The following is an 18,329-nucleotide window of genomic DNA, read 5'->3' as shown; positions in this document are numbered from 1 at the left end:
CGCGAGGATGCCGGCGTCGCCCTAGACTGAGCGTAGCGTGTCGTGATGTTTCGTTATGGACGACGCCATCCCCCGTAACCGGACAGGAGTCTCGAATGCCCCAATTTTTTCAGATTCATCCCGACAATCCCCAGAAGCGCCTGATCGATCAGTCCATCGATATCCTGCGTCACGGCGGGGTGATCGCCTACCCCACCGATTCCGGCTATGCCCTGGGGTGTTGTCTGGGCGAGAAGAAGGCCATCGAAAGGATCAAATGGCTGCGTTCGCTGGACGATCGGCATAACTTTACCCTGGTATGCTCGGATCTTTCCGAGATCGGCACCTATGCCAAGGTCGACAATGTCGCCTTTCGCTTGCTCAAGACTCACACACCGGGGCCTTACACCTTCATTCTCAACGCCACCAACGAAGTGCCGCGCCTGTTGTTGCATCCCAAGCGTCGCTCGATTGGGGTGAGGGTTCCCGACCATCGCATTACTCACGACCTGCTCAAGGCACTCGGCCAGCCGCTGATGAGCGTAACGTTGATTCCCGAGGGCGAGGAGTTGCCGATGACCGATGCCGAGGAGATTCGCGAGCGCTTTGGTACCCATCTCGACCTGATCATCGATGGCGGCGCCTGCCATCTGGAGCCGACCAGCGTAATCGATCTGCGCGAGTTGCCACCGGTAGTCGTACGCGAAGGGCGTGGAGACGTGACGCCGTTTCTGAGTTAATCCCCACGTTTGGATGGGCCGGGCTACGCTGGTCAGACGGCCTCAACCGCGCCACGAGACATGGGCGGTTGAGGCAAGTGAGTGACTCGAATCGGTCAGCGGATATCGCTTGAAAGGGAGGGGGGTGTCCCTTCCGCCTGCGATGTCAGCTATCCTGGTCGTTCTGGGAGGCGCTCTGGCTGTCCGTGTCGCTGGATTCCGGCACGGTTGTGGCCGCGCTGTTGCTCTGCTGGGAGCTGGAACTTGATGAACCTGAGCCCTGCTGAGCGCTTGAACCCGACCGGGCACTGGGCCCCTGACGTCCTGGCCCCTGCTGGCTGCCGCTCTGGCTGTTGGAGACCTGCTGGAGGGCTTGGGCATAACCTTGCTGATAGCCTCGCATGAAGCCCTGCTGCAGACCGTCTTCCTTACCTTCCATGTAGCCATGCAGGTAAATGTACTGGAACGCCTGTTGACGGTCCTGCTGCTGCCCCTGGTTGGCGGAGTTGCCCCGAGATCCCTGGCCTCCCCATTGCTGGCTACCCTGGTTGTTGCCGTAGTAGCCCCCTTGATTCGACTGCTGGCCGCTCTGGCCGCCCCACGACTGGCCACCTTGGCTGTTGTCCCCGTAGCGCTGGCCATAATCCTGGCCGGAGCCTTGATTGTAGCTCTGACCAGAGTTCTGGCGACCCCACGACTGGCCATTCTGGTTGCCGTAGTTCTGATCTTGGTTATAGTTCGGGGTGTTCCACTGCTGGCCGCTCTGATCGCTGCCATAGCGATTCTGCTGGCTCTGCTGGCTGCTTTGGCCATTATTTTGGCCGCTATCGTATCGGCTCTGGCTGCCATCCACCGGCTGGGCGGTGGCCGTACCGGCCGCCAGTGCCGCCGAAACGGCGGTGGTCAGGAGTGCTGTCTTGAACATGATCCCTCCTTATCTCGTGCATAGAGAAAGCGTGGCTTTTATTACGCAACATTGATCAAGCTAGATTCTCTGGCCAGGATTGAAAGCCAAGGACGCCGAAGTCGGCTTGTCCGTAACAAGATTCATAACCGACGTTTCCTAAGTGAACAGAAGCGCCTTGTGGCAAAAAGACGGCGTTGATAGCGAAGCGCCTTACCAAATCTGCTTGTAGGCAAAGGCATATAGAGTGGCATGGCTGAGATAAGGCGGGGCCGGACGCGAGTAAGAGGGGATTCTGTTAATCGTTTGAACGGCAATCTATGCTACGCCCGGTCACTCGCACAAAGGCTTTGGCAATGAAGATTATCATCCTGGGAGCCGGCCAGATTGGCAGAAGCCTCGCCGAGCATCTCTCCCACGAGGAGAACGACATCACCGTGGTGGACATCGATGCCGGACGCCTGCAGCGGCTTCAGGATCGCCTCGACTTACGCACCGTCAAGGGCACGGCGTCCTATCCCATGGTTCTGCGCCAGGCCGGCGCCGAGGATGCCGACCTGCTGGTCGCCGTGACCAGCTCCGACGAGATCAACATGATCGCCTGTCAGGTAGCGCATACCCTGTTTCGCACTCCCACCAAGATCGCCCGGGTACGCGCCAGCGCCTACTGGAATCGCAAGGGATTGTTTTCCGGCGATGCGATTCCGATCGATGTGCTGATCAGCCCCGAACAGGTGGTCACCGATTATATCCGGCGCCTGATCGAGTATCCCGGGGCGCTCCAGGTCGTCGACTTCGCCAATGGCCTGGCCCGGCTGGTCGCCGTCAAGGCGTATTACGGCGGACCGTTGGTGGGACAGGAACTGGGCTTCTTGCGCCGCCACATGCCGAATATCGATACCCGCGTGGCGGCCATCTATCGTCGCGACAGGCCGATCATTCCACGTGGCGATACCGTCATCGAGGCGGATGACGAGGTTTTCTTCATTGCCGCACGCAAGGATATCCGCACGGTGATGAACGAGCTGCGCAAGGCCGAACGCGGCTACCGGCGTATTGTCATTGCCGGCGGCGGCAACATTGGCGAGCGCCTGGCCCGGACCCTGGAACACGACCATCACGTCAAGCTTGTCGAACATAACCTGGATCGCTGCGTGGCACTCGCCGAGCGGCTCGACCGTACCGTGGTCCTGCATGGCAGTGCCACCAGCAAGCAGTTGCTTCAGGAAGAGAACATCGAAGATTGCGATGTGTTCTGCGCCGTTACCAATGACGACGAGGACAACATCATGGCCTCGATGCTGGCCAAGCGACTGGGGGCCAAGAAGGTGATGACGCTGATCAACGATGTCTCTTACGTCGACCTGGTGCAGGGCCGCGAGATCGATATCGCCATTTCGCCGCAGCAGGCGACCATCGGCGGGCTGTTGACGCACATTCGCCGCGGCGATTTTGCCAATATTCACTCCCTGCGTCATGGCGCGGCGGAAGCCGTCGAAGCTATTGCCCACGGCGATACCAGCTCTTCGCGAGTGGTCGGGCGGGCCATCGGCGAGATCGAACTCCCCAGCGGCACCACCATCGGCGCTATCGTGCGCGGCAGGGAAGTGTTGATCGCGCACCATGACGTCGTGGTGAAAAGTGGCGATCATGTGATTCTGTTTCTGGTGGACAAGCGTCGCATTCGCGAGGTCGAGCGTTTGTTCCAGGTCGGATTGACGTTCTTCTAGTGGCCCTCGATAAACTTTGGTTACACTTGGCCGCCGCCCCAGATCCTGGCCGGGACAAGCGAGAGGAGAAGGCTGTTGATGAGCGTGATGCGCAGACGCGCCTGGCGTGTCTTTGAGGACGTAGGGCCGGTTGCCAAGGTGCTGGCGGCGCTACTGCTGGTGCTGTCGGCGTTTATGGCAGTGCCTTGGGTCATGTTGCTGCTGGAGGGCGACCCTGACAGCTGGGCGTTCACGTTGTCGCTTGGCATCATTCTCGGCGTGTCTTTGACGCTGCTGGCGATAACGCGGCATATCCAAGTCGAATTGCATCCCCGGCAGATGTTCATTCTGACCACCTTGAGCTGGGTGGTGGTGTGCGGTTTCGCCAGCCTGCCGCTGATCCTGGGGGCTCCTTATCTCTCGTTCACCAATGCCGTCTTCGAGTCGGTCTCGGCAATCACCACCACCGGCTCGACCATCATGGTCGGCATCGAGGGGCTTTCCGACGGCCTCAAACTGTGGCGGGGCATGATGCAGTGGCTGGGCGGTATCGGCATCATCGTCATGGCGATCGCTATTCTACCGTTTTTGAAAGTCGGCGGTATGCGCCTGTTCCACACCGAGTCTTCCGACTGGTCGGACAAGGTACTGCCGCGTGCCGGGGGAATCGCCAAGGCCACCGGGGCGATCTATCTCGGCTTTTCCCTGCTGGCGTTCCTCAGCTACTGGTGGGCCGGCATGTTGCCGCTGGATGCAGTGGTTCACGCGATGAGCTCGGTTTCCACCGGTGGCTTTGCCAATTCCGATGCCTCCTTCGGCGCTTATGCCGACAGCCCGCTGATTCTCTGGCTGGCCTCGTTCTTCATGCTGTGCGGGGCGCTGCCTTTCGTACTCTACATTCGTGCGCTGCGCGACGTCCGCAGCGCGCTGTGGCGCGACCAGCAGGTGCGCGGTCTGCTGTATCTGCTGGCGTTCGTGATCGCCGTGCTCACGCTGTACCGGATATTCCTGGGCATCGGCCCCTTCGAGGCGCTGACCCAGGTCACCTTCAACGTCATCTCGGTAGTGACCACGACAGGCTACGCTTCCGACGACTACACCCTGTGGGGACCCTTCGTGGTAGGTGCCTTCTTCTATCTGACCTTCGTAGGCGGCTGCAGCGGCTCGACCAGCGGCGGCATGAAAATATTCCGCTTCCAGGCCGGGCAGATCATGCTCGCCAACCAGCTGCGCTATCTGGTACATGCCAACGGTGTCTTTTCCCAGCGCTACAATGGCCGGCGCCTGCCCGACGAGGTGGTGCGCGGGGTCATCGCCTTCTCGTTCTTCTTCTTTCTGACCGTGGCGGGGCTGGCGCTGGGGCTGGCGATGATGGGGCTGGATCTGGTGACCGCCCTGTCGGGAGCGGCCACCGCAGTGTCCAATGTCGGGCCGGGGCTGGGAGATATCATCGGCCCGGCGGGTAATTTCTCCTCCCTGCCCGATGCCGCCAAGTGGCTACTATGCATCGGGATGTTGATGGGGCGTCTGGAAATCCTCACCGTGTTGGTGTTGTTCACGCCGATGTTCTGGAAGAAATGACGCCTCTCGCTGCGCAGGCTTCAGCGGGCCTCGGTGCCGTCTTCTGAGTCATCGAGGGTGGCCCTGACGGCTTTCGGGTCGGGGTGGGTTTCGTCCAGCCAGGTGCCGCAGCGCTTGCAGTAGCGTGCGTCGCGCTCGTGGCGGTCGAGACCGCAACCGGGGCAGGCCTCGTTGGAGTAGCGTTCCTCGCGCAGCGAACGGATCACCTCGGCGGAAAATACACCGGTGGGCACGGCGATAATCGAATAGCCAATCAGCATCAGCATGACGGTGATGCTCTTTCCCAACGGAGTGACCGGCACGATGTCGCCATACCCCACCGTGGTCAGGCTGACGATGGCCCAGTAGATGGAGATGGGAATGTTGGCGAAGCCGGCCTCGGCGGGCTCGATCAGATACATTACCGAGGCAAAGATGGTCACCAGCGTGAAAATGCTGAACAGAAACAGCACGATCTGATGCCAGCTGCGTTGCAGGGCATCGATCAACAGCTGTCCTTCGCCGACAAACTGCATCAGCCGCAAGATGCGGAAAATCCGCAGCGACCGCAGCAGCCTTACCACCAACAGCGATTGGGTCCCGGGGACCAGCAGCGCGAGCCAGGTGGGCAGAATCGAGATCAAATCGATAATGCCGTAGAACGAAGTCAGGTACTTAAATGGACGTTCGAGACAGTACAGGCGTACCGCCAGCTCCAGCGTGAACAGCAGTGTGAAGCCCCACTCGATGGCGTAAAACGCCTCACCGAAGCGCTGGTGATAACTGTCGACACTGTCGAGAACGACTACCAGGACACTGGCCAGTATCGAGATGATGAGCGCGATATCGAAGCCCTTGGCCATCCGGGTATCCGACTCGAAGATGATCTGAAACAGCCGGGTGCGCAGGTGCGAGTTGGCAGGCTTAAGGGGTGGAACCAAGGTATCCTCCGGGATTCGTTACGGCTCGATTAGCATAGACGAGGTGACCGCGGGCGGGTTCATGCCGGGGTGAAAGCCTGCATGAGCCGTAGCCAGTGCCCGGCAAGCTCCGGCGTTAGCCAGCCATTGTCGGCGCTGCCCTGGGCCCGCGCGAGCGCTTTACCCAGCGCGTCGAGAGACGCCCCGAGAGCGGGTTCTGCGCCAACGTCGCGTTGCAGGCGCTGCAGTTCGTCCATTGCGGTGGCGTGCCAGTGCGCCTTGCCGCTGTCGTGCCAGGCATCCAGCGCCAGGATCAGCGTGTCCCAGTGGCGGGCCGGGATATCGTCGGCAGGCGTGGGCAGCTCCCAGGCGTTTTCCAGCAGTGCCGCGCCGCGCTGGGCCTTGCTGGCATTGGCGGGGCGCATCGCCACTCGCTCGGCGAGCCGCTCGGCGAGATGCCACAGCGCTTGCGGTTTGCCGCGCTTGAGCTCCAGTTCCAGCTCGTGAATGGCCACCTCGCGTCCCGCCGCAAGTACCTTGCCCAGGTCCAGGGCGATTTCGATGTGTGTCTCGTCGTCCACATATTGCCAGCTCTCGCGCACGAAATCGGTGGTGAAGCGGGCGCTAAGCCGTGCCAGCGTGGCTTCGTCCAGTTGTTCCGGGGCCCGCTGCCTGAGACCGGAAAGGTCGAGTCCCTCGCCTTCGATCGGCCACTCCCACTCGCCACGCGAATGCAGCCCGCCGCTGCCCTTGCCCGCGGTCTTGAGAGTCTGCAGGCGGCCCTCTGGCGTTTCGCGAATGCGCAGCGCCATGCGTGACGCCTCGAGATCGCCGTCGGGAGTGTCGAAGTAGGTGTTGGCCAGCCACTGGCGGTGCACGCTCAACGCCGCGATCAGTGGATGACGGCGAAGCTGTCCGGGCCCCTGCGGGCCGAGCGCCAGCTTGAGTTCGATTTCATCGGGCATGGTGTGTCACATTCTCAAGTCAAAAAAATGAATTTTTCATGACGCAGCAGAGCTCAATCACTATACTTGCCGCTGCCAATCTCAACGGATCGATCCACATTATGGTGACTTCCAATCCTTTTTCCGCGCTGTTCGGGCGTTCGCCTTTTCAGCCGCTGTTGGCCCACATCGTCAAGACCAGCGAATGTGCCGAGCAGTTGCTGCCGTTCTTCGATGCCACTCTGGCAGGAGACTGGGACGAAGCGGCCAAGTACCGCGAAAAGGTAACCAGCCTTGAGCATGACGCGGATATGCTCAAGACCCAACTGCGTCTCAACCTGCCCAACACCATGTTCCTGCCGGTATCGCGCTCCGATCTGCTCGACCTGATCAGTGTACAGGACAAGATCGCCAACAAGGCCCGAGACATTACCGGCATCATGATGGGCCGCTGCATGCAGGTACCGCCATCATTGGCCAAGCCGATGCGCGATTATCTGCAGACGGCGATTGCTACCGTGGCCCAGGCCCGCAAGGCGCTGGAGGAACTCGAGGATCTGCTCGAGTCCGGCTTTGGGCGCAACGTTTCCGACGTCATGCATAACCTGATTCGCGAACTTCACGACCTCGAGCATCAGGCGGACGGACAGGAAGTCCAGATTCGCCGCCAACTGTTCCAACTGGAGAAGGAACTGCCGCCGGTGGATGTGATGTTCCTGTATCAGATCATCGAGTGGATCGGTGAACTGGCCGACCGCGCCGAGCGTGTTGGCAGTCGCCTGCAGATACTGACGGCCCGCTGATGCGGGTCGTTTGCTTCGGCACTCTCTCAAACTCTCGCTAGCCAAATAGAACGCTTGCCTATGTCCATCATTGCGCAATACGGCGATGTCTTCATCATTCTCGCCTGTGTCTTCGGTTTCTTCATGGCCTGGGGGGTCGGCGCCAACGATGTCGCCAACGCCATGGGTACCTCGGTCGGCTCCAAGGCCATCACCATCAAGCAGGCCATCCTGATTGCCGTCGTCTTCGAATTTCTCGGCGCCTGGCTGGCGGGCGGTGCAGTGACGGAGACCATCCGCAAGGGGATCATCGACCCCGCGTTGCTGACCGACGATCCGCATCTGCTGGTCTACGGCATGCTCGCCTCGCTGCTGGCGGCGGGATTATGGCTGATGATTGCCTCCTTCAAGGGCTGGCCGGTTTCCACCACGCACTCGATTGTCGGGGCCATTGTCGGTTTCGCGGTGGCGGGGCTGGGCGTCGATGCCGTGGGATGGGGCAAGGTCGGGCAGATCGCGGCCAGTTGGGTGGTGTCGCCGTTATTGGCGGGAACGATCGCCTTCGTGCTGTTCCGCTCCGTGCAGGTACTGATCTTCGAAAGTGCCGACCCCTTCGTCTCGGCCAAGCGCTATGTGCCGGGCTACATGTTTTTGGTGGGGTTCATCGTCTCGATGGTCACCCTGGTCAAGGGGCTTTCCCATGTCGGCCTGGACATCAACTTTGGCGAAAGCCTGCTGATCGCAGCCGCCATCGGCGTAGTGATCATGGTGCTGGGCATTCTGCTCGAAAACCGTATCGGGCGCGGAAAGAAGGGGGCCGGAGATAACTTCAATTTCTCAGGTGTCGAACGCATTTTCGGCATATTGATGATGTTCACCGCCTGTGCCATGGCCTTCGCTCACGGCTCCAACGATGTCGCCAATGCCGTAGGGCCGCTGGCAGCGGTGATCAGCGTGGTGCAGTCGCATGGCGAGGTAGGCGGCGCCGCGATTCTGCCCTGGTGGGTGCTGGTATTGGGCGGCGGCGGTATCGTGGTCGGCCTGGTCACCTACGGCCACCGAGTCATCGCCACCGTGGGTACCGGCATTACCGAGCTGACACCCAGCCGGGGATTTGCCGCCACTCTGGCCGCGGCGATCACCGTGGTACTGGCCTCGGGCACCGGACTGCCGATCTCCACCACTCACACGCTGGTCGGCGCGGTTCTCGGTGTGGGCCTGGCGCGGGGCATGGCGGCGCTCAACCTGGGAGTGCTGGGAACCATCGTGCTGTCCTGGCTGATCACCCTGCCGGCCGGTGCGCTACTCTCCATCATGTTCTTCTTCATGTTCAAGGGCATGTTCGGCTGATCCCTGTCGAATATCGTGAGAACGCCAGGGCGGGACCATACGGTCCCGCCCTGGCGTTGGCTTTGCTATAGTCAACGTCCCTTTCACCTGCTGCCGGAGCGCGGCCTTGAATACTCGCTTTCCCTTCGTCGACTGGTTCCGCAACTCCTCGCCCTACATCAATGCGCACCGCGGGCGCACGTTCGTCATTCTTGTCGAAGGCGAGGCCATGGCCTCGGGGCGCTGGGAGCAGTTGATCCAGGATCTGGCGTTGCTGCATACGCTGGGCGTGCGGCTGGTGGTGGTGTATGGCGTCCGCCCGCAAGTGGCGCAGGCCCTGGCTGACGCGGAGATCGTCCCGCAGCATATCAATGGCCGCTGGGTGGCCGACCGCGACATCATGTGCCATGTGGAGCGCGTGGCCGCTGACCTGCGTCTGCGGCTCGAGGCCCGTCTGTCGTTGGGCCTGCCCAACACGCCGCAGCATGGCGTCGAGCTGACCGCGGTGTCGGGCAATCTGGTAATGGCCAAGCCGCTCGGCGTGCGGGGAGGTGTCGATTTCGGTCACAGCGGCGAGGTGCGGCGCGTACGTGCCCGGACCATCGAAGGGCTGCTGGAGCGCAACGCCCTGGTCGTGCTGCCACCGCTGGGCTTTTCGAGCACCGGTGAGGTGTTCGATCTCGATGCCGCCGAAGTGGCGCAGCATACGGCGATTGCCTTGAAGGCCGACAAGCTGATTCTGCTCGGCGAGTCGGTGGGCCTGCATGACGAAAGCGGCCAGCTGCAGCGCCAACTGACTCCCGACGATGCCGAGCCGTTGCGCCAGCAGGCCGCGCCCGGCAGCGAACTGGCCCGTCATCTACAGGCCGCCTGCGAGGCGGCACGACATGGCGTGGCGCGTACCCACCTGCTGTCGTGGCACGATCACGATGCCTTGTTGGGCGAGCTGTTCACGCGTGACGGGGTGGGGACGATGATTACCCAGAACCGCTACGAGCAGCTGCGCAAGGCCGAACTCGACGATATTGGCGGGCTACTGGAATTGCTGCACCCCCTGGAAACGCGCGGCATGCTGGTGGCCCGCTCCCGCGAACGCCTCGAGCACGAGATAGAGGATTATTGGGTGATCGAGCGCGATGGCATGGCCATCGGCTGTGCCGCCTTGCATGTGTTTGCCGAGGCGCGGATGGGCGAGTTGGCGTGCGTGGCGGTGCATGGCGACTACCGGGGTGGGGCGAGGGGAGAACTGTTGCTGGCCGAGATAGAGCGCAGCGCGCGTCGTCAGGGCCTGACCGCGCTGTTCGCCCTGACCACGCATACCGCGCACTGGTTTCTGGAACACGGCTTCGTCCTGGCGGATCTCGCGGCGTTGCCACCGTTGCGTCGCGAAGCATACAACCATGCGCGCAAGTCCAAGGTGCTGCTCAAGACCTTGAGCTAAGATATTTCTCGTGCGCGGTGCAGCCTACCCGTTTCCTACTCCGTTGGGTGGCGCTCAATGCAACGATTCTTGACAGAGTGTCTGCCGTTCGGATGCGCTTAAGGTTGCATTTGTAGCCACTCTGCGACACATCAAGCGTATGATTTCATTGGCAAAAACATTTTATTGCCTATTGGCGTCGCTGTTCGGCGACGCTTCTTGACTCCTGCCGACCCTCTCGCGACCCGATTGGCGAGATGACATGCTTCTGTTGGCCAAGCCGTTTTCATAAGTTTTTGAAAAAACGAATATTTTTAAATAGTGGCACGCTAATCGCAATATTTAGGGCGAGCGACGAGAAGCGGTTTAGCTTGGCTCGATCACTTCTCGACTGGTTGTGCTGAAAGGGCGGCGACGCCGCATACCATTAGCCGACTCGATCAGTCAGCGTCTGCTCTACGCGATGTGTGACTTAGGTTGCGATGAGACGGGTACCGCTTACGGGCAAGGATGTGTACCACAAGGGCAAGGATGCCCTAGGCAAGGATGCCTCTCCCCCTTCACGGGGGGCAGTTTACGGCGCAGTGCTACGGCGCTGTTCCACGGTACGGAGCACGGCGACGGAATCGCCGACATGGTGTAGAACGGTTCCTGGTTGACCCAAGTTCTTATCATGGCTTCGGGGCTGCAATGCCCAACCGGTCATTGTTGGTGGTCTGTCCAGGCGGGCTTTCAGGAATGATCTTTTGACCCTTCAGTTCCCTGCGTACCTTGGGCCGGCTCTGCCGGCCCTCTTTTTGTGTGTCCGAATATCCTTTTTTTGTCTCATGGCTGCCTTCAAGGATAGGGCTTGGCCATAACTCTGTTATTCTATGTAGACGGATTCGTAACTCCCACCTTCTTTCTGCGTAGAAACGTTTACATGGCCAACCAGGTCTCGCGCCGCTGGCGCCCCCGCTCCCTGCTGCAACTCGTTCTGCTGGCCTTTGTCGCGGTCATGCTGCCGATTGCCGTACTGATGTTCCAGGCCGGACAGGCCCTGTCCGAGCTTTCTCAGCTTGCCGATGTCAGCGCACGCCAGGCGGTGGAGCAGAATCGGCGCGCACGCATGCTCAGTAGCTTGGCGTTGGAGATGGAGCGCAGCGCCCGTCAATATGCCGTTCTTGAAGAGGAAGGGCTGCTGGATATCTACACCGAGAAGGCGCAGCGCTATCAGGAACTGCTCGAGCGTCATGCCAGCTTGTTGCCGGACGATCCGGATATCCAGGCCCTGCTAGAGCAGGTGCGGCGCCTGCAACGGCTGCCCGAGATGCCCATGGAGGAATTCCAGGCCGCGCTCGACGAGTTCGGCGATTTCGCCAGCCGCACCGATGATGTGGTGATGGCGACCAACGAGCTGGTCGACAACCGTATCGAGCGGATCCGCGAGCAGGCCCAGGGCGTGCGCGACCGGTTGTGGCTGCAGACCACGGCCTCGGTCTCCATCAGCCTGGCGTTGATGCTGCTGTTCACCTGGTTGATCATCCGGCCGATTCGCCAGCTCGAGCGCCGCATTCTGAGCCTGGGCAGCGGTCAGGAGGCCAAGACGGCCAAACGTATCCAGGGGCCGGCGGAGCTGGTCAACCTGGACGAACGACTCTCCTGGCTGTCGGCGCGGCTCGCGGAACTCGAAGCCCAGAAACAGCAGTTTCTGCGTCACATGTCGCATGAACTCAAGACGCCACTGGCCAGCGTGATCGAGGGCACGGCGCTGCTGGCGGATGGCGTGGTCGGCGAAATGACCCCGCGGCAGCAGGAAATCGTCGGATTGATCGACGACAGCGCCGTGGAACTGCAGTCGCTGATCGAACAGCTGCTCGATTACAACCTGCTCCAGCACAATCGCGGGCTGAAACTCTCGCGCTTCGACATGTATGCGGTATTTCAGGAAGTGCTCTCCAAGCATCAGCTGGCGCTGGAGAAGAAGGGGATGGCGGTCGAATGGCCCCGAGCGCCGCTGCAGTGGCAAGCGGATCGTTCGCGCACCATGCGCATTCTCGACAACCTGATCTCCAACGCGATTGCCTACGGCGAGGATGGCGGTGAGCTGGTGATCCGCACGCAGCGCGCGCCGGACAAGCTGGTCATTGAGGTGGCCAACAGTGGCGAGCCGATTGCCGAGGCGGACCGCGAACGCCTGTTCGAAGCGTTCTACCAGGGCAAGACCCAACGCAAGGGGCCGCTCAAGGGTTCGGGCATCGGCCTGTCGGTGGCCGCCGATTGCGCCAAGGTGCAACATGGCGACCTGGCGTTGGTCGAAGATGATACGCTACCGGTCTGTTTCCGCCTGACGCTGCCCTGGGTGACGGCAGATCAGGAACCGGCCCACACTCAAGAAGCGACGCCCGTATCGTAGGCGTCGACGATGATGCGAGGAACTGAGCCCGATGAACATCCATACCCTGCTGGCTGTGGTCCTGGCCGGTTCGCTATTGGCGGGTTGCCAGGGGTTGAATGAGCAGCCTGAGGAGGCGGTCGACACGGTGCCGTCTTCGTGTCTGGGGGACGTCCCGACATTGGCCGACAATTACTGTTTGATAGATGCCTGGGTCGGCTACGGACTCGAGGCCCAGCGCGGCGACGATGCCTGGCGCGAACGTATGCTGGAGCGTCTCGACGACGGTTATCCTCATCAGCGTCTGGCGCGTGCCGTGGTGCTGTCGTGGGGCAATAGTGCCGCCCAGCGGGATGAGGCCTCGGAACTGTTCAAGGCGGATATTTCGGCCGCGCCGAGCCGCCTGCAACCATTGCTGCAACAGTGGCTCAACGGTCTCGAGGCCCGCCGCCAACTGAATGAGAAACTTGTCCATAGCCAGGCCCAGAATCGCACCCTGCAACAGCAAAATGCGGAACTTGCACAGAAGATCGAAGCTCTGACCGCTATCGAACAGAGTATTAATTCGCGTCAGTCACCCTGAAGGCTGGCGCTTCATGTCTAAGGTGAATGCCAAGGAGCTCGACGTGATGCAAGCCGCTGCCCATATCCTGCTGGTGGATGACGATACCAGCCTGCTCAGGCTATTAAGCGTACGCCTCGAGAGTCGCGGATACCGGGTGACAACGGCGACCAGCGGCCGCCGGGCAATGGAATTGCTGGCCGAGAATCGCCCCGACCTGGTGCTGACGGATTTGCGCATGGACGAAATGGACGGTCTGGCGTTGTTTCATGATATCCAACGCCAGGCACCGGGCCTGCCGGTGATCCTGATAACCGCCCACGGCTCGATTCCCGATGCGGTCAGCGCCACGCGCCAGGGCGTGTTCAGTTTCCTGACCAAACCGGTCGACCGCGATGAGTTGTTTCTCGCCCTCGACGAAGCCTTGGCGCAGACGCCACGCACCGGCGGCGCGGCCGACGAGGCCTGGCGCTCCAGCATCATCACGCGCAGCCCGCAGATGGAGCGCATTCTCGAGCAGGCGCGCATGGTCGCGGCCTCGGATGTCAGCGTGCTGATCACCGGGCCCAGCGGCAGCGGCAAGGAGCTGTTGGCCAACGCCATTCACCAGGCCAGCGGCCGCGCCGACAAGCCTTTCATCGCCATCAACTGCGGTGCATTGCCCGAGCAACTGCTGGAAAGCGAACTGTTCGGCCATGCCAAGGGCGCCTTTACCGGGGCGGTCAGCCAGCACGAGGGGCTATTTTTGGCCGCCGATGGCGGTAGCCTGTTTCTCGACGAGATTGGCGACATGCCGCTGGCGCTGCAAGTCAAACTGCTGCGAGCCCTGCAGGAGCGCCAAATCCGTCCGCTGGGTTCGACCGCTTCGGTGCCCATCGACGTGCGGATCATCTCGGCGACGCACCGCGATCTCGACCGTGCCATGCACGACGGCGACTTCCGTGAAGATCTCTATTACCGGCTGAATGTCGTCAACCTGCGCCTGCCGCCGCTCAAGGAACGTGCCGAAGACGTACCGTTGCTGGCCAAGCACTTGGTTGCCCAGTCCGCCGCGCGCCACAAGCCGTTCGTCAAAGGCTTCTCGCCGGAAGCGATCAACCTGCTTGCCGCCAGCGCCTGGCCCGGCAACGTACGTCAACTGGTCAACGTGGTCGAACAGTGCGTGGCACTGACCAGCTCGGCGATCATTCCCGACGCCCTGGTAGCCCAGGCCCTGGCCAGCGAGGAGAGTGCGTTGCCATCGTTCGCCGATGCGCGGGCGGGGTTCGAGCGCAGCTACCTGATCAAGGTCCTCAAGATTACCGAGGGCAACGTCACCCAGGCGGCACGTATCGCCGGACGCAACCGTACCGACTTCTACAAGTTGCTGGCTCGCCACGACCTCGAGCCGGGCATGTTCAAGCCGGGCGCCGAAGAAATCAGCTAATCTCGATAGTGAGAGCCATTCGGGGCAGAAAAGCTTGGTGACGCGCGGTATCTCTGCGTAATCTCCTCTATAGTGGACAGACAAGGTTCGACAAGGAGATAAGTATGTCAGTGCACAAGGAAATGCTTCGTATCGGTTTAGGCGCGGGACTGTTCGCGCTGACGACGACGATGGCGTCAACCACGCTGGCGGTGGAAAGAACGCCCAAGCAGGAGCAACCGCTGGTCGAGGAGTGTCATCAGCAGGCCCTGGAAAGTGGCGATGACGATCAGTTGGAAGGCAAGAACCTGAAGGACAGCAATTATCCCGACTATAAGCCGGGCGAGGAGTATGAGCTTCGTCTCAGCTTTCTGGGGGGAGGTAATACCTTTCATAACGTGACCTGCCATATCAGCCCGGAAGGCGAGGTCAGCTATAAAGAAGTCGATCAGGAAGGTCTTCCTAGTGTGAGCACCGACTAACCGGGTGGGTGTTCTGACCAGGGTTGTGCAACCCTCAACGTACTTTGGATAATCGCGCCGAGATTTCCCGACCGGATAGCTTCTCGGCGCGTCTGATGCCATTCCTCCGCTGTTTTCGGTATCCCCTAGCCACTCGCCGGAGTGGCTCCGGCCTGAGCGCACGCCACCATGTAGTTAAACGGCGCCCGGCATCCGATGATCCAGCAGGCCGTCTGTCCCGCTAGGAAATGATGAAGAACAGGTTTTCCTGGCCGTTTCTTATCGGTTCCTGGGCGAACTTATAGCCCCTGCGCAGGGCTTCCTCCGGCACATTCCTGAATGAGCCAGGACAGTCGGTAATGACCTGAAGCAGCTGGCCTTTGGGCATGTCTGCCAGCGTCTCGAGCGTATAGATCACCGGGTAGGGGCAGGACTCCCCCCGGAGATCCAGGGTGAAGTCCGCCTTCAGTTCAGTTTGCAAGGCCCTTCTCCTTGACTGGCGTGGCACCGAGATGGCTTCTCGGATACCACCGCGTGATGCCATAAAGCAATCCCAGCATCGCCAGGGTCATGGTGAGTGCCGTGATCGGACCTACCGTATGGATCAGGTTGATCTTTTCGCCGCTGGCCACGAGCGTGCTGTAAATGCCTAGATGATCCCAGGCGTAAGCCAGCAGCGTGGCGCCTGCGACATTGCCGATGAAAACCGTCAGATAGAGCACCTGGCCTTCCATGAGGCGATACATCATGCCGGTTTCGCAGCTGGAGGCCATCACGATTCCCAGCCCGAACAATACGCCCCCGACGAAAGTGCTGGGAGCCGCTATCTGGGTAATGGGAGAGAGGCCGTTGAGCATGATGAACCCAAGTGTCATGACTGAGCTGATCGCCATGCCGGCGATGATGGCCTTGGCCATGACGCCACGCCCCATGAGCCACAGATCGCGAAACGCCGAGGTAAAACAGATCTGGCCACGTTCGATGAGAATGCCGAACAGCATCCCGAACAATGCCGCAATGCCCAGCTTGACCTGCCCGGAAAGAAAGAAATAAGCGATCAGCCCGAAATACGTGAGGGCGAGCAGGCTGCCCAGCAGTGGCTGGATGCGGGAGGAGCCGGGTCGACTCGGTGCCGTCTGGCCTTTGGTCAGATTGGGCCGGCCCTTCCACCAGCGCATTCTGACGACCTTGGTCCCCCACCAGGTGCCTATTCCGGTAGCGACGATGAAAATCCAGGCATGCAGGGAGAACTGGGGAACGCCGGTGAAGAAAGCCGCCAGGTTGCAGCCCAGCGCAAGTCGCGCGCCGAAGCCGGCGATAACGCCACCGACCAGCCCTTGAACCAAGCGTCTCTTCTGTTGAGGCACTCGAATCTTGAAGCTGTTACTCAGCAGCACCATCATCAGCGCACCGATGAACATGCCCCAGACGATCCAGCCATCGGTGCGCGTAAGCGTAGTCCCTTCCAGCTTGACGATATCGAAGTAGGCCCAGTCCGATGTATCGACACCCATGAGGTGGAGAACATGGCCTCCCAGCCGGGTGAACTCACCGGTCACGGCCCATACGGTGCCGGTCAGGCCGAAGTAGATGGCACTCAGGATACCGGCCAGCATGAGCGCCGGTAGCGGGTTCCAGTATTGAGTCAGAAGGCTATAGCCGCGCCATGACGGTTGTTTCATGATTTCTCCCTGGCAGGGACGCTGTGCGTGACCCGCATGCATCCCCGATGGCGAACGTGGGTATCGCCGCCCCAGTATCGATGACGATCATCGGCGCAACGGAGGGCAGCGTTATTATCGTGAAATTATTGCATCTGCTAATTTAAGCTAGGACGAATGGATTTGAAAAGTGCCGGAGGCACTTTCATGCCAATATCGTCAGGAAGAGGCAATAGACAGGCACCGCGAACCATCGGCCCGCTCGCTCGTGTCTTCAGGATGTTCCAATCGCGTAGATGAAGTCAGGGAGAAAATATTCATGCAGATCAAAGCCGCTGTTACGGCCGCGCAGGGCGAGGACTTCACGCTTCAGCCTGTCGAGCTGGCACAGCCGAAAGGCAACGAAGTTCTGGTCAGGATCGTGGCGACCGGTGTCTGCCATACCGATGCTGTCGCTCGCGACCAAGGCATCTCGCCGTATCCCATCGTGCTGGGGCATGAGGGGGCAGGCATTATCGAGCAGGTTGGGGAGAGTGTCGCCGGGCTTGCCGCAGGTGACCATGTGGTGCTCTCCTTCTCCCATTGCGGCCAGTGCCACAATTGCCTGACGGGGCATCCTTCTGTCTGCAAGGATCTCAACCAGTTGAACTTCGGCGGGCAAATGGCGGACCAGACGTACCGCCTATCCAGCGGTGAACAGCCGCTGGCGACTTTCTTCGGCCAGTCCTCCTTTGCCACTTATGCCGTAGCCAACGCACGTAACGTAGTCAAAGTGGATAAAGAGGTGGATCTGTCACTGCTTGGCCCGCTGGGTTGCGGTATCCAGACGGGTAGCGGCACGGTACTCAACCGGCTCAAGCCCTCCTTCGGCTCGGCGATAGCCATCTATGGCTGCGGGGCGGTGGGGATGAGCGCCATCATGGCCGCAAGGATTGCCGGATGCCGACAGATCATTGCGGTAGACAGGCATGAAGGTCGCCTGGAATTGGCCAGCGAACTGGGCGCGACCCATACCCTGAACGGCAGCGAGGTCGATGTGGTCGACGAGATCAAGGCCATCACCGAAGGCGGGGCACTCTATGCGGTGGAGACGACAGGCGTGCCTTCGGTGGTTCGCCAGTCCCTGCAAGCCCTTTGCCCCTTGGGGCAGGTGGCCATCGTCGGTGTGACACCCGAGGTGACCCTGGATGTCCACAACGACTTGATGGCCGAGGGAAAGTCGATGATCGGCGTGATCGAGGGCGATGCCGTTCCGGCCGTCTTCATTCCTCAACTCATCGCCTACTACAAGGACGGCAGGTTTCCCTTCGACAAGCTGGTCAAATTCTATGACTTCGACCAGATCAATCAGGCTTTCGAGGATTCGAAGAACGGCGAAACCATCAAGCCGATACTGCGTGTCGGGTGACGCCTGGCTTAGCGCTTGCCTTTGGCGACAGACGAGAGAACATTCCAGCCTTTAGCGGCTCTTGAAGCGTCGCTTCACTTCCACCTTCAGCTTTCCCTCTCCCAACCGGGCTGTCAGCAACTGGCCCGGTTGCGTCTCGTGTGACCCACGCACGACCTGTCCCTTGTCGTCTTCGAGAATCGCGTAGCCGCG

At 60.8% G+C, this 18,329-nt stretch carries 16 protein-coding genes and 1 pseudogene; 11 read left to right on the top strand and 6 right to left on the bottom strand.

Going from position 1 to position 18,329, the window contains the following annotated elements; translation table 11 throughout:
• Positions 1 to 95: 95 nt before the first annotated feature.
• Positions 96 to 719, top strand: a complete 624-nt coding sequence (locus tag ACW4DH_RS13640; RefSeq protein ID WP_459636946.1) for an L-threonylcarbamoyladenylate synthase — start codon at positions 96 to 98, stop codon at positions 717 to 719.
• A 145-nt stretch (positions 720 to 864) separates the two neighbouring features.
• Here the strand turns inward: ACW4DH_RS13640 and ACW4DH_RS13635 are convergent, their stop codons facing one another.
• Positions 865 to 1,623 carry a hypothetical protein gene (locus tag ACW4DH_RS13635; RefSeq protein ID WP_459636945.1) on the bottom strand — a complete coding sequence of 253 codons (759 nt, stop codon included), beginning with the start codon at positions 1,621 to 1,623 and terminating at the stop codon, positions 865 to 867.
• 335 nt (positions 1,624 to 1,958) lie between these two features.
• Between ACW4DH_RS13635 and trkA the strand changes: the two genes are divergently transcribed.
• Positions 1,959 to 3,332, top strand: coding sequence for a Trk system potassium transporter TrkA (gene trkA / locus ACW4DH_RS13630; RefSeq protein WP_459636944.1), 1,374 nt, complete (start codon positions 1,959 to 1,961; stop codon positions 3,330 to 3,332).
• 87 nt (positions 3,333 to 3,419) lie between these two features.
• Positions 3,420 to 4,892, top strand: coding sequence for a TrkH family potassium uptake protein (locus ACW4DH_RS13625; RefSeq protein ID WP_459637188.1), 1,473 nt, complete (start codon positions 3,420 to 3,422; stop codon positions 4,890 to 4,892).
• Between the two features lie 20 nt (positions 4,893 to 4,912).
• On the opposite strand, the gene ACW4DH_RS13620 is transcribed toward ACW4DH_RS13625, so the two are convergent.
• On the bottom strand, positions 4,913 to 5,812 hold the full coding sequence (locus ACW4DH_RS13620) for an ion transporter (protein WP_459636943.1): 900 nt from the start codon (positions 5,810 to 5,812) through the stop codon (positions 4,913 to 4,915).
• Between the two features lie 59 nt (positions 5,813 to 5,871).
• The gene (locus ACW4DH_RS13615) at positions 5,872 to 6,756 is read right to left on the bottom strand and encodes a CYTH domain-containing protein (RefSeq protein WP_459636942.1); all 885 of its coding nucleotides are present in this window, start codon (positions 6,754 to 6,756) and stop codon (positions 5,872 to 5,874) included.
• Between the two features lie 101 nt (positions 6,757 to 6,857).
• On the opposite strand from ACW4DH_RS13615, the gene ACW4DH_RS13610 reads away from it, so the two are divergent.
• The 7 genes from ACW4DH_RS13610 to ACW4DH_RS13580 all read left to right on the top strand — a co-directional run bounded on the left by ACW4DH_RS13610 (position 6,858) and on the right by ACW4DH_RS13580 (position 15,089).
• Positions 6,858 to 7,538, top strand: coding sequence for a TIGR00153 family protein (locus ACW4DH_RS13610; protein WP_459636941.1), 681 nt, complete (start codon positions 6,858 to 6,860; stop codon positions 7,536 to 7,538).
• 60 nt (positions 7,539 to 7,598) lie between these two features.
• A complete protein-coding gene (locus ACW4DH_RS13605) occupies positions 7,599 to 8,867 on the top strand; it encodes an inorganic phosphate transporter (protein ID WP_459636940.1) in 1,269 nt (422 codons plus the stop codon).
• Between the two features lie 106 nt (positions 8,868 to 8,973).
• Positions 8,974 to 10,287, top strand: coding sequence for an amino-acid N-acetyltransferase (gene argA / locus ACW4DH_RS13600; RefSeq protein ID WP_459636939.1), 1,314 nt, complete (start codon positions 8,974 to 8,976; stop codon positions 10,285 to 10,287).
• Positions 10,288 to 11,188: 901 nt separating this feature from the next.
• A complete protein-coding gene (locus tag ACW4DH_RS13595; protein WP_459636938.1) occupies positions 11,189 to 12,661 on the top strand; it encodes a sensor histidine kinase in 1,473 nt (490 codons plus the stop codon).
• A gap of 31 nt (positions 12,662 to 12,692) precedes the next feature.
• Positions 12,693 to 13,223 carry a hypothetical protein gene (locus ACW4DH_RS13590; protein ID WP_459636937.1) on the top strand — a complete coding sequence of 177 codons (531 nt, stop codon included), beginning with the start codon at positions 12,693 to 12,695 and terminating at the stop codon, positions 13,221 to 13,223.
• A gap of 13 nt (positions 13,224 to 13,236) precedes the next feature.
• A complete protein-coding gene (glrR, locus tag ACW4DH_RS13585; RefSeq protein ID WP_459636936.1) occupies positions 13,237 to 14,628 on the top strand; it encodes a two-component system response regulator GlrR in 1,392 nt (463 codons plus the stop codon).
• A 104-nt stretch (positions 14,629 to 14,732) separates the two neighbouring features.
• Complete coding sequence (locus tag ACW4DH_RS13580; RefSeq protein ID WP_459636935.1) at positions 14,733 to 15,089, top strand: hypothetical protein; 357 nt, start codon at positions 14,733 to 14,735, stop codon at positions 15,087 to 15,089.
• A 220-nt stretch (positions 15,090 to 15,309) separates the two neighbouring features.
• Here ACW4DH_RS13580 and yedF read toward each other — a convergent pair whose 3' ends face one another.
• Together yedF and yedE are read right to left on the bottom strand one after the other, a co-directional pair.
• On the bottom strand, positions 15,310 to 15,549 hold the full coding sequence (gene yedF, locus ACW4DH_RS13575; RefSeq protein ID WP_459636934.1) for a sulfurtransferase-like selenium metabolism protein YedF: 240 nt from the start codon (positions 15,547 to 15,549) through the stop codon (positions 15,310 to 15,312).
• Complete coding sequence (gene yedE, locus ACW4DH_RS13570; RefSeq protein WP_459636933.1) at positions 15,539 to 16,750, bottom strand: selenium metabolism membrane protein YedE/FdhT; 1,212 nt, start codon at positions 16,748 to 16,750, stop codon at positions 15,539 to 15,541. The genes yedF and yedE overlap by 11 nt, the downstream gene beginning before the upstream one ends.
• A 298-nt stretch (positions 16,751 to 17,048) precedes the next feature.
• On the opposite strand from yedE, the gene ACW4DH_RS13565 reads away from it, so the two are divergent.
• Positions 17,049 to 18,137 carry an NAD(P)-dependent alcohol dehydrogenase gene (locus ACW4DH_RS13565; RefSeq protein ID WP_459636932.1) on the top strand — a complete coding sequence of 363 codons (1,089 nt, stop codon included), beginning with the start codon at positions 17,049 to 17,051 and terminating at the stop codon, positions 18,135 to 18,137.
• A gap of 51 nt (positions 18,138 to 18,188) precedes the next feature.
• Here the strand turns inward: ACW4DH_RS13565 and ACW4DH_RS13560 are convergent.
• Positions 18,189 to 18,329 (bottom strand): annotated as a pseudogene (locus tag ACW4DH_RS13560) (exodeoxyribonuclease VII large subunit); the annotation flags it as partial.

The sequence above is a fragment of the Halomonas sp. WWR20 genome, assembly GCF_054602495.1.
The sequence above is the reverse complement of the archived record's forward strand: the minus strand, read 5'-3'. Positions and strand labels throughout refer to the sequence as shown.

Bases quoted from the DNA above. Each gene is read 5' to 3' on its own strand.
- ACW4DH_RS13640 (WP_459636946.1), top strand. From the start codon at position 96: ATGCCCCAATTTTTTCAGATTCATCCCGACAATCCCCAGAAGCGCCTG.
- ACW4DH_RS13635 (WP_459636945.1), bottom strand. From the start codon at position 1,623: ATGTTCAAGACAGCACTCCTGACCACCGCCGTTTCGGCGGCACTGGCG.
- trkA (WP_459636944.1), top strand. From the start codon at position 1,959: ATGAAGATTATCATCCTGGGAGCCGGCCAGATTGGCAGAAGCCTCGCC.
- ACW4DH_RS13625 (WP_459637188.1), top strand. From the start codon at position 3,420: ATGCGCAGACGCGCCTGGCGTGTCTTTGAGGACGTAGGGCCGGTTGCC.
- ACW4DH_RS13615 (WP_459636942.1), bottom strand. From the start codon at position 6,756: ATGCCCGATGAAATCGAACTCAAGCTGGCGCTCGGCCCGCAGGGGCCC.
- ACW4DH_RS13610 (WP_459636941.1), top strand. From the start codon at position 6,858: ATGGTGACTTCCAATCCTTTTTCCGCGCTGTTCGGGCGTTCGCCTTTT.
- ACW4DH_RS13605 (WP_459636940.1), top strand. From the start codon at position 7,599: ATGTCCATCATTGCGCAATACGGCGATGTCTTCATCATTCTCGCCTGT.
- ACW4DH_RS13595 (WP_459636938.1), top strand. From the start codon at position 11,189: ATGGCCAACCAGGTCTCGCGCCGCTGGCGCCCCCGCTCCCTGCTGCAA.
- ACW4DH_RS13590 (WP_459636937.1), top strand. From the start codon at position 12,693: ATGAACATCCATACCCTGCTGGCTGTGGTCCTGGCCGGTTCGCTATTG.
- glrR (WP_459636936.1), top strand. From the start codon at position 13,237: ATGTCTAAGGTGAATGCCAAGGAGCTCGACGTGATGCAAGCCGCTGCC.
- ACW4DH_RS13580 (WP_459636935.1), top strand. From the start codon at position 14,733: ATGTCAGTGCACAAGGAAATGCTTCGTATCGGTTTAGGCGCGGGACTG.
- yedE (WP_459636933.1), bottom strand. From the start codon at position 16,750: ATGAAACAACCGTCATGGCGCGGCTATAGCCTTCTGACTCAATACTGG.
- ACW4DH_RS13565 (WP_459636932.1), top strand. From the start codon at position 17,049: ATGCAGATCAAAGCCGCTGTTACGGCCGCGCAGGGCGAGGACTTCACG.